Source organism: Pseudothauera rhizosphaerae (assembly GCF_004801305.1).
GTDB lineage: Bacteria > Pseudomonadota > Gammaproteobacteria > Burkholderiales > Rhodocyclaceae > Pseudothauera > Pseudothauera rhizosphaerae.
In genome coordinates this window covers 65425-79563 of the sequence record NZ_SSOD01000005.1, presented here as the reverse complement: position 1 = coordinate 79563, position 14139 = coordinate 65425, and the positions used below count along the sequence as shown (strand labels likewise).

Annotated in this window: 13 protein-coding genes; 4 read left to right on the top strand and 9 right to left on the bottom strand. The window is 62.8% G+C overall.

The window, feature by feature from the left end:
- Nucleotides 1–72: 72 nt before the first annotated feature.
- The 9 genes from E6O51_RS07710 to dnaA form a co-directional block, all read right to left on the bottom strand.
- Nucleotides 73–717, bottom strand: coding sequence for an RluA family pseudouridine synthase (locus tag E6O51_RS07710; protein WP_136384402.1), 645 nt, complete (start codon nucleotides 715–717; stop codon nucleotides 73–75).
- Between the two features lie 198 nt (nucleotides 718–915).
- The gene (locus tag E6O51_RS22050) at nucleotides 916–1227 is read right to left on the bottom strand and encodes a phospholipase D-like domain-containing protein (protein WP_211091351.1); all 312 of its coding nucleotides are present in this window, start codon (nucleotides 1225–1227) and stop codon (nucleotides 916–918) included.
- Between the two features lie 56 nt (nucleotides 1228–1283).
- Complete coding sequence (locus E6O51_RS07700; RefSeq protein WP_136384401.1) at nucleotides 1284–2678, bottom strand: hypothetical protein; 1395 nt, start codon at nucleotides 2676–2678, stop codon at nucleotides 1284–1286.
- Nucleotides 2675–4066, bottom strand: coding sequence for a ParA family protein (locus E6O51_RS07695; protein WP_168735219.1), 1392 nt, complete (start codon nucleotides 4064–4066; stop codon nucleotides 2675–2677). The genes E6O51_RS07700 and E6O51_RS07695 overlap by 4 nt, the downstream gene beginning before the upstream one ends.
- Complete coding sequence (locus E6O51_RS07690) at nucleotides 4063–4482, bottom strand: SAM-dependent methyltransferase (protein WP_136384400.1); 420 nt, start codon at nucleotides 4480–4482, stop codon at nucleotides 4063–4065. Before E6O51_RS07690 ends, E6O51_RS07695 begins: the two co-directional genes overlap by 4 nt.
- A 54-nt stretch (nucleotides 4483–4536) precedes the next feature.
- Entirely contained in the window at nucleotides 4537–4851 is a 315-nt protein-coding gene (locus tag E6O51_RS22235; RefSeq protein WP_230976728.1) for a hypothetical protein, read from the bottom strand.
- 188 nt (nucleotides 4852–5039) lie between these two features.
- Nucleotides 5040–7535: a DNA topoisomerase (ATP-hydrolyzing) subunit B gene (gene gyrB / locus E6O51_RS07680; protein WP_136384399.1), complete on the bottom strand. Its 2496-nt coding sequence runs from the start codon at nucleotides 7533–7535 to the stop codon at nucleotides 5040–5042.
- A 158-nt stretch (nucleotides 7536–7693) separates the two neighbouring features.
- Complete coding sequence (gene dnaN / locus E6O51_RS07675) at nucleotides 7694–8803, bottom strand: DNA polymerase III subunit beta (RefSeq protein ID WP_136384398.1); 1110 nt, start codon at nucleotides 8801–8803, stop codon at nucleotides 7694–7696.
- 33 nt (nucleotides 8804–8836) lie between these two features.
- The gene (gene dnaA, locus E6O51_RS07670) at nucleotides 8837–10234 is read right to left on the bottom strand and encodes a chromosomal replication initiator protein DnaA (RefSeq protein WP_230976727.1); all 1398 of its coding nucleotides are present in this window, start codon (nucleotides 10232–10234) and stop codon (nucleotides 8837–8839) included.
- 294 nt (nucleotides 10235–10528) lie between these two features.
- Here dnaA and rpmH point away from each other — a divergent pair, with 294 nt between their 5' ends.
- The 4 genes from rpmH (at nucleotide 10529) to mnmE (ending at nucleotide 14120) form a co-directional block, all read left to right on the top strand.
- Complete coding sequence (gene rpmH / locus E6O51_RS07665) at nucleotides 10529–10663, top strand: 50S ribosomal protein L34 (protein ID WP_002926183.1); 135 nt, start codon at nucleotides 10529–10531, stop codon at nucleotides 10661–10663.
- Nucleotides 10623–11051 (top strand): ribonuclease P protein component, encoded by a 429-nt coding sequence (gene rnpA, locus E6O51_RS07660; RefSeq protein ID WP_230976726.1) that lies wholly within the window; start codon nucleotides 10623–10625, stop codon nucleotides 11049–11051. The genes rpmH and rnpA overlap by 41 nt, the downstream gene beginning before the upstream one ends.
- A 77-nt stretch (nucleotides 11052–11128) precedes the next feature.
- The gene (gene yidC, locus E6O51_RS07655) at nucleotides 11129–12790 is read left to right on the top strand and encodes a membrane protein insertase YidC (protein WP_136384395.1); all 1662 of its coding nucleotides are present in this window, start codon (nucleotides 11129–11131) and stop codon (nucleotides 12788–12790) included.
- A complete protein-coding gene (mnmE, locus tag E6O51_RS07650) occupies nucleotides 12762–14120 on the top strand; it encodes a tRNA uridine-5-carboxymethylaminomethyl(34) synthesis GTPase MnmE (RefSeq protein WP_136384394.1) in 1359 nt (452 codons plus the stop codon). The genes yidC and mnmE overlap by 29 nt, the downstream gene beginning before the upstream one ends.
- Nucleotides 14121–14139: the final 19 nt, after the last annotated feature.

Sequence of the window (14139 nt, the reverse complement as noted above, 5' to 3'; positions counted from 1 at the left end):
GTTCGCCCCGAGCCTGTCGAAGGGCATTCGCGGCAAGCGGGCTTCGACAGGCTCAGCCCGAACGGTGTGCAGTCAGAACGGCGCCGGGCTGTCGAACCGCATCGGCACCCGCCTCTCCGGATGGATGAAGGCGATGCCCGCCGCGTGCAGATACATGCGCGGGTGCGCGGCAGCGCTCTCGGGTGGCGCGTAGAGGGGATCGCCGACGATGGGGTGGCCGATGGACAGCAGATGCACCCGCAACTGGTGCGAGCGCCCGGTGAGCGGCTTCAGCTCCAGCCGCGTCACGGCCGCCTCGCCCTCGCCCAGCCGTTCCACCACCCGATAGCGTGTCAGCGCCGGCCGGCCGTGCACAGCATCCACGATCTGCCGCGGCCGATCATCCGGGTCGGCGGCCAGCGGCAAGGCGATCTCGCCTTCGTCCTGCGCGACATGGCCGTGCACCAGCGCCATGTAGCGCTTGCCGATCACCCGCTGTTCAAATGCCAGGCTCATGCGCCGCAGCATCTCCACCCCGCGCGCCAGCAGCACCAGGCCGGAGGTGGCGGCATCCAGCCGATGGACGATGAGTGCATCCGGGTACTCGGCTTGCACGCGGCGGGCGAGGCAATCCTGGCGATCCTCGCCGCCGGCCGGGACGGAACGCAGGCCGGCGGGCTTGTCGGCGACGATGAGGGCGTCGTCGGTGTAGAGGAGCTTGGGGGCAAGGTGGGGCATGGGGTGGCGTGACGTTCATACCCGGCTCTGGCGTGCGTGCCGGCCTCTTTCTTCAATACCTTGCCCGCGTCAGGCGGGATGGTGTACTCGTTGAATGTGAGGAAGTCGTCGAGTTTCTTAGCTCATAGAAAAAAAGCTGCACTTCTTACCAAGTGGGCGCCTGCTGGATATCGTAGGCATTATGTGCAACGACGGGCTTTAACCGGCTGCTCTTCGGCCATTGCTACCGGCCAGCCGCTTTGATACTGGCGGCAGCTTTGGCAAGTACTGCGGTCGCCCGCCCCTGAGTAAGGCTTGACCGGAAGCTACCCTGCCGTGTTTGTTCCAGCAGCCCAGCATCTTATTTTCACGCAGTTGCGCCACTTTCAGGTCGTCCGGGGGGATATCCACATTGCAGACGATCTTGACCTCGGGGATGTACTCCAGCGCCTCACCTGCCACCTCAAAAAAAGAGCTGGTGAAGTAGCCCGTGCTGCGTCTGTAACTCCTGGCATCAGCCAGATGCTGCATCAGAAAGCTGGCGCCACCGATGGGCGCGCGACGAGAGGCGGCAAATGGCCATTGGTTTAATTCCTGGGCTTAACACCACCTTTGCGGCCGAGGCCGAAACCGACGCGGTAAAGGTCGGGCATGTCGATGCGCCCGTCCTTCTTAGTTTCCAGCAAGCCAAGACGCTGCAAATCTTCACGCACCCCGTCCCAGCCACGATCAACGTGCTGTGCAGGGAGACGCGTAGAACTGATGCTTTGCACGCCAGCGGGAAATTGTTCCTCCCATTTCTTCTTCACGGCATCGAATGCCACGGGTACGTTCATGCCGCTCAAGGCAGACAGAACGTCAGGCACCCATGGGTAATCTTCGGCCATCTCTTGGACGCGAATCTCGGACGCCTTCTGGATGCCGCGCTTGATGCTCTCGAAGTGCAAGGCATAGTTATGCTGCAAATAACGCTCACTGGAGTCTTCCGCCGCCTGTCGGATTGCGGCAAGGAAAGATCGTGGTGACGTCTGTCCACGCCCATCAGCCAAATGCCCGACCGACCATGTGTATGGTACGCCACGACGCTTGTCGCGCCCCATCCATGGGCCAGCCAGCGCTTCAAAAGCCTTCTTCTGCGCCTCGGACTCCGATTTCATGTCTTGCGCAACACGCCACACATCACCCAGCTTGACGCTTGGGCAGACATTGCGCATACGCTCGCCATGAATATCCGGTGCGTTGATGAGTCGTTGCCAGAGCAAGCCATGCAGGTCATGTCTGGCCCATGCCAATTCAGCCTTGGTCGCAGTCAGTTTGGATGCGTCCGGGAAGTTGAACACCGTGCGCTCCGCCTGATCTTCACGCAAGAATACCTTGGCGTATAGGCCGGGAAAGGTTTTCAACCAAAGAATCGTGCGCAACAACCCCCGCACGATCTCATCCATCCGCCGCCACTCTGAGCTCGTGCGATCCAGCGCGTCAAAGAGAATCAGTCCCTTCCAATCCCGCTGACGTTGCATCAGACGCGCGGCAGCCTCCGGATCGGATTTCAACCACTCCACGGTACTTTGCCAGTTGTCGCTGGGAATATTTTCGCCTACCCGCCGTGCGACCCAACGCAGGACCACTGCACGCCACAAATCGTAGGGGTCACCATTCTGGGCAAGAAAAGCGAAAAATACGTCTGCATTTGGATAACTTTCTATGGCTTCTGAGCTGCTGAAGCCAGCAAACACTTCGATACCCTGCAGTTCGGACGAAACCGTTCCAAGTTGACCGCGAAGCGGTTCGGATTGCAGCGCAGCTGTCCAGAACGACTTACCAACCCCTCGGCCACCGACAACGATGTGCACATCTAATCTCAATGCCTTGAGATGTGAAGGAGGTAAATACAAAGTTCCGGGTTGTGGGGTTTCGCCGAAGCTGCTGGTCTCCAATGGCGCAGCCAAGATGGCTTCGCGTAGTTGCTGGGTTTGCGTCATGGCGTTTCCCTCCCATCAACGGCATTGCTTACGCCATCGATTAATGCCCCAAAAACAGACTTCACCTCTTGGGTGTCGATAGCAGCAAGCCTCCCTTGCAAGGAGAGTAGCCCTGCAAAACTGCGATGCCAGTTCACTGCCCATGGATGGTGCGGAGCAGCTTCATCAGCCTCGTCGAAGTTCCAGCCTTCGCTTAAACCGCCAACCCACCACGTACCATCAAGTCTGCGTCCAACCTCGCCTATCTTGATTGGCGCAATTTCATCGTAAAGTGTGTCGACGAAAACTTCATATGAATGCTCGCGCAAGCCCGCAAGGTACTCGGCTCGATCAAGCTCGGGAACGATGGCCCCGACTACCTGCAACCGCTCGCGTATTTGTTGCGCGATGCCCGCACGCAGCCATTGCTCGAATAACATCCGATAGCCGTTCCATGTCTGCTCACCTTCCAGTGCGAACAACAGAATCAGATTGGCACCCAATTCAGTAATACACGCAGAAGCAATCTCATCGATACCGGAACGCGAGTCGATCAGCACCACGTCGGGCTGAATTCGTTTCTCCAGATCCCTCAGCAAGCGATCTAGCCGAGACGACCACGCCTCACGCGTTCCATCCACCTGCAACTTGGGCATCCAGACACGGCCCAGCTTGGCAATATACTCGCCGTGATCTGCCCCATGCGCGGGCACGATATGAATTTCTCCGTCATGGGAAAGATTACTGGTGGCGGCCATGCTTTCGAAAATGACATTCCCGTTGTCTACCAGGTCTTCAATCAGCCAATCGGTAATGCCGTACATAGGCTGACGTTCTGGCGGCAGCAGCGCAGAAGACAAGCCGGGAGATTCAAGATCAAGATCAAGCACCAAGACACGCTTGCCCTTCTGTGCAAGACTCCAGGCAGTGGCTGCCAAAGCTGTCGAGCGGCCGACACCACCTTTGATAGAGAAAAACACAATACGTGGCACACCCTCGGTTTCTGGCGCAATGCGTGCCCAGTTGGCCTCTGTCGCCAGCCGATCCACCACCCATACATTAATGAAACCATCTACCAAATAACTGGTTGCCCCTTGGAGCGCCTGCTTCCGGTTTGTTTCGAAAAGAATTTCGGCATTTTTCGGATAGGCGTGCTTACCCAGACGTTGCATCAAGTTTGACGCCAGATGATCCCACAGCATGCGCTGTTCACTTTCTTTAATCCGCTCGGGCAAGATCAGACGCACGCGCCCGTTGAGATCGCGATTGACAAGCAGCCAATCATCTTCATTGCTCAGAAAATCATTCAACGACCCCCTATAAGCCTGCAGCCAATCCCGAACCGCCGGCAAAATCAGATCAAAGGTTGGGATAGGCTCAGGAAACAGATCGAAAAGTTTCTTTTTCATACCAGCAACCCCTCCCGTTGTGCTTTCTTTATGAGTTCACAGATGGCCGCTGCACCGGCCTGGTGAACTTGAACACCCGCCTGGTTAAAGTTGGATTGGTGCGCGTAACGGTCAGAGGCATCCCAATTATCAAATGGACTAGGCGTAGGCAGTCCGTAGTCATTTCCTTCCACTTTGCCGCTGCGGTAACTCTCGAAGCGGGCCCATATATTGTTGGCGTGCTTCCAGTCCTTGTTATCCGTAGGGCTTCCTGTCACAGGATTAACCGCCATCCCGAATCTCACCATCAGTCGTTTCAGTCCACACTCTGCTGCCATACCGTAGAGGTGGTCCGCGTTGGCGTAGCGCCCTTCTGCAAAAAGCCTCTCGGCATCGTCCCAATGACGCTCATGTGCATCCAGAAAATCCGCTTGCATTTGATTAGTCGTGGATGATGGGGTTGAACCGGCAAGCTTGCTCGACCGTCTTGATCATGGACGAACTCCGTTGTTGTTCTTGGTTTCCTCGGAGTGCGGAATCGCAATGCCGTGCCGCTCACAGTAGCCCCGAATCAGAACTTCGACCATGTTCGCGATGGATCGATGCTCCTGATCCGCCGCAATGCGAAGTGCCTCTTTCAGGCCGGGGTCGATACGAAATGTGAGCGTGGCAGTCTTGACGGTGGCCATAACCTCTCCAGGAACCACAGTAAATGTACTGCACTTTACAGTATCCACCAGTATTCCCACAATATTGAATACGTTGATCATCAGGAGGTCGCTTTGTTTCGCGAAGCTGCCGGCCATATCGACGAGTCCAGACGACCGCAATGGCCGAACAGTAGTCATTGCATAAAGAATACGGCGGGGTTCGGCGCAAGCTGGGTTTGTAGCTGCTCCAATTCTCCGTCGCATCCATACAAAAAAAGGGCGGTAGCCCGAATAGGGTTACCGCCCTTCTGCATGAACAGTGCCCGTCCAGTCAGTAGATGGGGTCACACATCGATATTCTGCGCATACAGCGCATTGCCCTCGATGAAAGCCCTCCTGGGCTCAACGTTGTCGCCCATCAGCGTGGTGAAGATCTCGTCCGCGGCGATGGCGTCGTCGATCTGCACGCGCAGGAGTCGCCGGACGGCGGGGTCCATGGTGGTTTCCCAGAGCTGTTCGGGGTTCATTTCGCCGAGGCCCTTGTAGCGCTGCTTGGTGAGGCCGCGTTCGACCTCGGCGAGCAGCCAGCCGATGGCGTCGGCGAAGCGGGTGACTGGCTGGCGCTTGTCGCCGCGGCGGATTTCGGCGCCGGGGCCGATGAGGCCGGCGATGGCTTCCGATGCGTTGCGGATGCTGCGGTAGTCGCCGGAGACGAGGAAGTCTTCTTCGATCCAGCCGAACTTGCGGTTGCCGTGGTGCATGCGCTCGATGAGGAGGCGCCAGGCTTCGCTTTCGTCGTGGAATTGGGCGCGGATGCCAATGTCGTCCGGCAGGTGGGGGGCGATGCGGGCGGCGGAGGCCTGGGCGGATGCTTCGTCTTCCAGGCTGACTTCGATGTTGTGCGCGAGCATGACCTGCAGCACTTCGGGGTCGATCAGGCTGGCCAGCCGGCGGGTGACGGCTTCGGCAAGCAGGTAGCTGCGCGCAAGGCCGCCGAGGGCTTCGTCGGCTATGGGTTCGGCGCCTTCGCGCGGGATCAGGGCGGCGCCGTCCAGGGCGAGCTTGAGCAGGTGGTTGTTGAGTTCGTGGTCGTCCTTGATGTAGAGCTCGGTCTTGCCGTGCTTGATCTTGTAGAGGGGCGGCTGGGCGATGTAGATGTGGCCGCGTTCCACCAGTTCGGGCATCTGGCGGTAGAAGAAGGTGAGCAGCAGGGTGCGGATGTGGGCGCCGTCCACGTCGGCGTCGGTCATCAGGATGATGCGGTGGTAGCGCAGCTTTTCGGGCTTGTAGTCGTCCTTGCCGATGCTGGTGCCCAGCGCGGTGATCAGGGTGGCGATTTCCTGGCTCTGCAGCAGTTTGTCGAAGCGGGCCTTCTCGACGTTGAGGATCTTGCCCTTGAGCGGCAGGATGGCCTGGAATTTGCGATCGCGACCCTGCTTGGCGGAGCCGCCGGCGGAATCACCCTCGACCAGATAGAGCTCGGACAGGGCCGGGTCCTTTTCCTGGCAGTCGGCGAGCTTGCCGGGCAGGCCCACGCCGTCGAGCACGCCCTTGCGGCGGGTCATTTCGCGCGCCTTGCGGGCGGCGTCGCGGGCGCGGGCGGCTTCGACGATCTTGTTGCAGATGGTGCGGGCGTCGATGGGGTTTTCCAGCAGGAAGTCGGTGAGCTTGTCGGCGACGACTTCCTCGACCGCGGGGCGGGCTTCGGAGGAGACCAGCTTCATCTTGGTCTGGCTGGCGAACTTGGGGTCGGGCATCTTGACCGAGAGCACGCAGGCGAGGCCTTCGCGCATGTCGTCGCCGGTGATGTCCACCTTGGCCTTCTTGGCGATCTCGTTTTCTTCGATGTACTTGTTGATGACGCGGGTCATCGCCGCGCGCAGGCCGGTGAGGTGGGTGCCGCCGTCGGACTGCGGGATGTTGTTGGTGAAGCACAGCACCTGTTCCTGGTAGCTGTCGTTCCACTGCATGGCGACTTCCACCGCCAGTTCGGCGTCGTGGCCGGCGCCGGTGGGGATGCGGGTGGTGCCGGCGGCGTAGAACACGGTGGGGTGGAGCACGGTCTTGCTGCGGTTGATGAATTCGACAAAGCCCTTCACACCGCCGGCGAAGGCGAAGTCCTCTTCCTTGCCGGTGCGCTGGTCGAGGAGGCGGATCTTGACGCCGTTGTTGAGGAAGGACAGTTCGCGCAGGCGCTTGGCGAGGATCTCGTAGTGGTATTCCACGGTGCCGAAGATTTCGTCGTCGGCGAGGAAGTGCACCCTGGTGCCGCGCTTGGTGGTTTCGCCGACGATGCGCGCGGGGCTGGTTTCCACGCCGTCGACGATTTCGATGACGCGGTTCTGCGGTGCGCCGCGCTCGAATTCGAGCAGATACTTCCTGCCGTCGCGGGCGATGGTCAGGTGCAGCCACTTGGACAGGGCGTTGACGCAGGACACGCCGACGCCGTGGAGCCCGCCCGAGACCTTGTAGCTGTTCTGGTTGAACTTGCCGCCGGCGTGCAGCACGCACATGACGATCTCGGCGGCGGAGCGCTTGGGTTCGTGCTTGTCGTCCATCTTGACGCCGATCGGGATGCCGCGGCCGTTGTCGGTGACGGAGATGGAGTTGTCGGCGTGGATGGTGACGACGATGTCGTCGCAGTAGCCGGCCAGGGCCTCGTCGATGGCGTTGTCCACCACTTCGAAGACCATGTGGTGCAGGCCCGTGCCGTCGGAGGTGTCGCCGATGTACATGCCGGGGCGTTTGCGTACCGCTTCCAGCCCTTCGAGCTGCTGGATGCTGGATTCGTCGTAGGCGTTGTCGGCGGGGTTGCCTTGGGGCTGTTGCGGTTCGGACATGGTCATCTCGGGTGATTCATAAAGAACGGAGTTCCCTCCCCTGCAAGGGAAGGGCCAGGGTGGGGATGGGTTGCTGCCTGTATGGAAACCCATCCCCCTCCCAACCTCCCCCTTGAAGGGGGAGGAGTCAGGTGCCGCTGATCATCGGGCGGGAGTCGTCAGATGCGCATCGGCATCACGACGTACTTGAACTGCTCATTGCCGGGCAGGGTGATCAGCGCGCTGGAATTGCCGTCGTTGAAGCGCCATTCCACCTGTTCGGTGGACAGGTTGTTGAGCACGTCGAGCAGGTAGGTGACGTTGAAGCCGATGTCGAGCGGCACGTCGTGGTAGTCCACTTCCAGTTCCTCGACGGCTTCTTCCTGTTCGGCGTTGGTGGAGAGGATTTTCAGGCTGCCGTCGGAGAGCACCAGGCGCACGCCGCGGAACTTCTCGTTGGTGAGGATGGCGGCGCGCTGCAGGGCGGCGAGCAGCGGCAGGCGGTCGAAGGTGATCATGCGCGGGTGGTTCTGCGGGATCACGCGTTCGTAGTCGGGGAACTTGCCGTCGATGAGCTTGGAGATGAGCTCGATGGCGCCGAAGCGGAACACCACCTGGTTGCCGGCCAGCAGCACTTCCAGCGGATCGTCGTTGTCGGCGAGCTGGCGGGAGAGTTCGAGCACGGTCTTGCGCGGCAGGATGGCTTCGGTGCGCTGCTCCACCGGGGTGTCGAGGGCGCTGGCGGCGTAGGCGAGGCGGTGGCCGTCGGTGGCCACCATGCGCAGCTCAGGGCCGTCGGCGATGACCAGCAGGCCGTTGAGGTAGTAGCGGATGTCCTGCTGCGCCATGGAGTAGGCGACCTGGGCGAGCTGGCGCTTGAAGGTGCGCTGGCTGACGGTGAGGCGCACGGCGTCGCCGTCCGGCAGGTTCAGGCGCGGGTAGTCGGCCGCGGGCAGGGTCTGCAGCGCGAAGCGGCTTTTTCCCGCCTTCACGGTGAGGCGCTTGTCGTCCAGGGTGAGGGCGACTTCGGCGCTGTCCGGCAGGGCGCGCAGGATGTCCTGCAGCTTGCGCGCGCCCACGGTGATGGACGCGTCCGCCCCGCCCTGGTGGCCGCCGGTGGCGGTGCGGATCTGGATCTCGATGTCGGTGGCGAGGAGCGTCAGCGTATCGCCCTGCTTCTCGATCAGCACGTTGGAGAGGATGGGCAGGGTGTGGCGCTTTTCGACGATGCCGGCCACCGACTGCAGCGGGGCGAGGAGCGCGTCGCGGGTGGTGTTGAGCAGGAGCATGGCGTCTCGTTGAGTGAAGGTTGATCGGTAAGCTTAACCGCGGAGAACCTGGGTCAGCACGTGGACGTCGTGATTGAGCTGGTGGTCGCCCAGGCGCAGCTCGGTGATGGTGCGGCAGGCGTGCAGCACGGTGGTGTGGTCGCGGTTGCCGAAGGCGTCGCCGATGGCGGGCAGGCTCAGGGGGGTGAGCTCCTTGGCCAGCCACATGGCCACCTGGCGCGGGCGGGCGACCACGCGGGTGCGTTTCTTGGAGTGCATGTCGGCGACCTTGATCTTGTAGTAGTCGGCCACCGTTTTCTGGATGTGTTCGATGGTGAGCTGGCGGTTGTGGGCGTTGAGCAGATCCTTGAGCGCCTCCTTGGCCACTTCCAGCGAGATGCCGCGGCCGTGGAAGCGGGCGTAGGCCACCACCTTGTTGAGGGCGCCTTCCAGCTCGCGCACGTTGGAGCGCAGGTTCTTGGCGATGAGGAAGGCCACGTCGTCGTCCACGGCCACGCGCAGGGCCTCGGCCTTCTTCTTCAGGATGGCGACGCGCATTTCCAGTTCGGGCGGTTCGATCTGCACCGTGAGGCCCCAGTCGAAGCGGGAAATGAGGCGGTCTTCCAGGCCCTGGATGTCCTTGGGGTAGGTGTCGCAGGTGATGACGATCTGCTTGCGTGCCTCGGTCAGCGCGTTGAAGGCGTGGAAGAACTCTTCCTGGGTGCGGTTCTTGTTGTTGAAGAACTGGATGTCGTCGATCAGCAGCAGGTCCAGCGAGCGGTAGTAGCGCTTGAAGGCGTCGAAGCTCTTCTGCTGGTAGGCGCGCACCACGTCGGCGTAGTAGTCCTCCACGTGCACGTAGCGGATCACCGCGCGCGGGTTGGCGCGGTACACCGCGTTGCCGATGGCGTGGATCAGGTGGGTCTTGCCCAGGCCGACGCCGCCATAGACGAAGAGCGGGTTGTAGGAGGTGCCGGGGTTTTGCGCTACCTGCATGGCCGCGGCGCGGGCGAGGTCGTTGGCGCGCCCGGTGACCAGGGTGTCGAAGGTGAAGTCCGGGTTCAGCCGGGTCTTCTCGTAGGCCAGGTCGGCGGTGGTGATCAGCGGTTCGGGCTCGGGCGGGGGCTCGGGTGCGGCCGCCGGTTCGCCGGCAGCGGCCGGCTGGCTGGGCATGGCGGCTGCAGCCGGCCTGGGCCCGCCGGCCGCCGGCAGGGCGAGTTCGATCTGCGGCGCGATGCCGAAGAACTCGGCGGCGAGCTCGCCGATGCGGTTCAGGTAGCGCTCGCGTACCCACTGCAGCACGAAACGGTTGGGCGCGTGCAGGCGGACGCACGGCGCGGGCGTTCCATCCTCTTCGCTGGCGGCGAGAGCCCTGATCCAGGTGTTGAACTGCTGAGCGGGCAGTTCCTGTTCGAGGCGGGCCAGGCAGAAGGGCCAGAAGTCTTGGTTCACGGAACGTGCGGTCTGTGCATGCGACACGGTAATCAAAACGCGCCCGCCCGCGGATGTGCCGCGGGGCACACGAGGGGAGTCGGCGGCCTGATGTGTTGTAGGGATGCCTGGGCCGGCGGGCCTGCCTGCCACAGCGGGCGGACCGGACCCCTCCTTGAGCCGGCGGAGGCGACCCGGGCGATTCTACTCCCCGCGGGCGGACTTATCCACAGCTTGGGCCAAAAATTATGCTTGACAAACATGGGATTACACAATTAAATACCGCGTTTGACCTTTCCTCAGGCAAGCTGAAAAATGAAACGCACCTACCAACCTTCCGTCGTCCGCCGCAAGCGCACCCACGGTTTCCTGGTCCGTATGAAGACCCGTGGCGGCCGTGCGGTGATCCGTGCCCGTCGCGCCAAGGGCCGTCATCGCCTCGCTGTCTGAGGTGACGAGCCTTCCGGGCGTTGACCTCAGTTTTCGCGACGCCCACAGACTACGCAAAACGGATGAGTATTCATCCGTTTTTGCTTTTCGGCGGGCGTTGAAGGGGCGCTGGTTCATCGTCCATTACCGCCCCAACGGGCTGGATAGCGCGCGGCTCGGCGTGGTGGTGGCCAAGAAGTTGGCGCGGCGTGCAAGTCTGCGCAATCTGCTCAAGCGCATCGTGCGCGAGAACTTCCGCAAGATGCGCGCCGGGCTGCCGGCCTGCGACCTGATCGTGCGCCTGCATGCCAAGGCCGACGACGCGACGCGCGCGATGCTCAACGAAGACGTGAGCCGGCTGCTGGCCCGGCTGCCGCGCGCGACGCAGCAGCCGGAAAGCGGGGGCTGAAGCACCGCACACGGTGCACACGGGGCGGGTATGATTCCGTTCCTCGACCAACGAATACACAATCGATGACAGCCGGTATGGACCAACGTCGCCTCATCCTCTTCCTTGTTTTCTCGTTCGCGCTGGTGATGCTGTGGTCCAACTGGCTGGAGTACAACCGGCCGCAGCCGGCCGCGGTGGCGCCGCAGGCCTCCGGCACGGGCGCCGCATCGCTACCCACGCCCACTGCCGGTGGCAGCCTGGACGCGGCGGCGAGCCTGCCCGGCGGACAGCAGGCCGCGGCTGTTCCGGACACGGCGCAGCGCCTGAAGGTGCGCACCGACCTGATGGTGGTGGACATCTCCGCCCAGGGCGGCGACATCGTGCGCATGGAGCTGCCGGCGCACAAGTCGAACGAGGATCGCACGCAGAACTTCGTGCTCTTCGACGACGGCGGGCGGCACGTGTATGCCGCGCAGTCGGGGCTGATCGGCGATGGCCTGCCCAACCACAAGACGCTGTTTGCGCTGCCGGGCGACGAGCTTGCACTGGCCGACGGCCAGGACAGCCTGACCGTGCGCCTCGAGGCGCAGGGCGGCGAGAATGGAATCAAGGTAGCCAAGCTGCTGACCTTCCATCGTGGCAGCTATCTGGTGGACATCGCCTACGAGATCGACAACCTTGGAGAAGGGGCGATCGCGCCCCGCGCCTACTTCCAGTTCACCCGTGACGGCAAGCCGGCCGAGGGTGTGGACCTGTACGGCGTGAAGACCTTTACCGGGCCGGCCTTCTATACCGACGCGGAGCGCTTCCAGAAGGTGCAGTTCGAGGACATCGCCGAGAGCAAGGCGAAGTTCGCACGCCAGGCCGCCGACGGCTGGGTGGCCATGGTGCAGCACTATTTCGTCAGCGCCTGGCTGCCGCAGGACGGCCTGCAGCGCGAGTTCTACGCCGATCCGCTGGGGCAGGGCCTGTACCGCGCCGGGGTGATGCTGCCGGTGGCCGAGGTTGCACCCGGCCAGAAGGGAAGCATCGCGCTGCGCCTGTACGCCGGTCCGCAGGAGCAGGACAAGCTGGAAGACATCGCCCCCGGCCTCGACCTGGTGGTGGACTACGGCTTCCTCACGGTCATCGCCGCGCCGCTGTTCTGGGTGCTGTCCTGGTTCTACCGCCTGACTGGCAACTGGGGCTGGGCGATCATCCTGGTGACGGTGGCGATCAAGGCGGTGTTCTTCCCGCTGTCGGCGGCGAGCTACAAGTCCATGGCCAAGATGCGCGTGCTGGGTCCGCGCCTGCAGCGCCTGAAGGAAGTGTACGGCGACGACAAGGCCAAGATGCAGCAGGAGATGATGAATCTCTACCGCACGGAGAAGATCAATCCGCTCGGCGGCTGCCTGCCCATCCTGGTGCAGATTCCGGTGTTCATCGCGCTGTACTGGGTGCTGCTGGGCAGCGTGGAGATGCGCCACGCGCCCTGGCTGGGCTGGATTCAGGACCTGTCGTCCAAGGACCCGTACTTCATCCTGCCCATCATCATGGGTGTGTCCATGCTGGTGCAGATGAAGCTCAACCCGACGCCGCCGGACCCGATCCAGGCCAAGGTCATGATGGCGCTGCCCATCGTGTTCACCTTCATGTTCCTGTGGTTCCCGTCCGGCCTGGTGCTGTACTGGGTGGTGAACAACATCCTGTCCATTGCGCAGCAGTGGCAGATCACCCGGATGATCGAGGGTGCAAAGCCCGGCAGCAAGGCCGCGTGACACCATAGCGGCCGTCGCCACCGCGCCGGGCCGGGGCGGCATCGGCGTGGTGCGCGTGTCCGGCGGCGATCTGCTGCCCTTCGCGCGCGCGCTCTGCGGTCGCGAGCCGCAACCGCGTACGGCCCTGTTCGCCCGCTTCCGCAACGAGGCGGGCGAGGCGATCGACGAAGGGCTGTTGCTGTACTTTCCGGCACCCCATTCCTTTACCGGCGAGGACGTCATCGAGCTGCAGGGTCACGGTGGCCCCGTGGTCATGGGGATGCTGCTGGGGCGTTGCCTGGAACTGGGGGCGCGGCTCGCGGAACCCGGTGAGTTCACTAAGCGCGCCTTTCTCAACGGCAAGCTGGATCTGGCGCAGGCCGAAGGTGTGGCCGACCTGATCGAGGCGTCTACGGCCGCGGCGGCACGCTCGGCACTGCGCTCGCTGTCCGGTGCGTTCTCGGCCGAGGTCACGCAGATCCGCGACGCCCTGATCGACCTGCGCATGCTGGTTGAGGCGACGCTGGATTTTCCCGAAGAGGAACTCGACTTTCTGGAAAAGGCCGACGCCTTCGGCCGCTTGGCGCATTTGCGCGCCCGCCTCGAAGGTCTGCTCGACCGCGCCCGCCAGGGGGCGCTGCTGCGCAGCGGGCTAAACGTGGTCCTGGTGGGCCAGCCCAATGTCGGCAAGTCCAGCCTGCTCAACCAGCTCGTGGGCGAGGAGCGGGCCATCGTCACCGAGATCGCCGGCACGACGCGCGACGCGCTGCGCGAAACCATACAGCTCGAAGGCATCCCGCTGCACGTCATCGATACCGCGGGTCTGCGCGAGACCACGGACGAGGTGGAGCGCATCGGCATCGCCCGCACCTGGCGCGAGATCGAACGCGCCGATGTCATCTTGCGGCTGGTCGATGCCGGCGCCGGCGCGGATGAAGGCGAGGCGGCCGGGATCGATGCGCGCTTGCCGCAGGACGTCGAGCGCATCACCGTGCACAACAAGATCGATCTGTACGGCGAGCGCGCATGGCGGGTCGAAGAGGGCGGTGCGGTCGGGGTATATCTGTCGGCGCGCTCGGGCGAGGGTGTCGATCTGCTGCGTGCGGAGTTGCTGCGGGTGGCTGGCTGGCACGCCCACGGTGAAGATCTGGTGCTCGCCCGCGAACGTCATCTGCAGGCATTGCGTACGGCACTGGAGCACGTGGGCAACGCGGCCGGGGAGGTCGGAGCGCTTGAACTGTTCGCGGAGGAGCTGCGCCTCGCTCAGGAGAGCATCGGCGAAATCACCGGCGAGTTCTCCTCGGACGATCTGCTGGGTGTCATCTTCTCCCGTTTCTGCATCGGCAAATAGACGGGTCGGGCGGCGGACA